This is a genomic window from Paenibacillus sp. 01L418 (genome assembly GCF_056400045.1).
This window is the reverse complement of the sequence record NZ_JBFTSN010000835.1, coordinates 1-802: the sequence shown is the minus strand read 5'-3', so window position 1 is coordinate 802 and position 802 is coordinate 1. Positions and strand designations below refer to the sequence as shown.

At 37.8% G+C, this 802-nt stretch carries 1 protein-coding gene; it reads left to right on the top strand.

All coding sequences use genetic code 11. From position 1 onward, the window contains the following. Positions 1-79: 79 nt before the first annotated feature. Positions 80-802, top strand: a 723-nt coding sequence (locus AC1DSE_RS36020; RefSeq protein ID WP_477529210.1) for an MATE family efflux transporter, incomplete at its 3' end; no start/stop codon positions are given.

Here is an 802-nt window from a genome sequence, read left to right as displayed (position 1 = left end):
TATTTTTCGATATTTAGTTAGATATCTAACTAAATTCACGGTTGTTGGCTCTTCAAAAAAACAGAAAGAAGTGATTTTCATGGAACAAGCCGTCATTGAATCGAATGAAAGTATTTATTATTTTGAAAAAGCCTCAATTCCCAAAGCCATTGCTCATTTTAGCATACCCATGATGTTAGGGATGTCTGCAAGTGTTATTTATTCTATAATTAATGCGTACTTTATAGGTTTCCTTCATAACTCAGAAATGTTAACGGCGATCACACTCACCTTGCCCATATTTGCTATTCTGATGGCATTTGGGAATCTAATTGGCGTCGGCGGGGGAACCTATATATCGCGGCTCTTAGGGGAAAAAGAATATCAAAAAGTGAAACAAGTTTCTTCTTTTTCATTTTATAGTTCGATTCTTTTAGGAGTTGTCATTTGTTTGGTTAGCATTCCGTTCATAAGTTCAATCGTTTACGGGTTAGGAGCGAGCTCCATATCGTTTCTCCATACGAAAGACTATGTGACCATAATGCTTATTGGAGCTCCGGCTGTTATCGCGAATTTTGCGCTGGAACAGACAGTTAGATCTGAAGGAGCAGCCAAAGTATCGATGTATGGCATGATATTAAGTGTGATTTTGAATATTGTTTTGGATGCTCTATTTATTTTTGTATTCGACTGGGGGATGAAAGGAATTGCTGCCGCTACTATGCTCGCAAACCTTGCATCTGTAGTTTGTTATGGCCAATATATTCATCGTAAAAGCCCATTTCTAACGCTTTCCTTGAAGGCTTGTCGAGTAACAGTAACT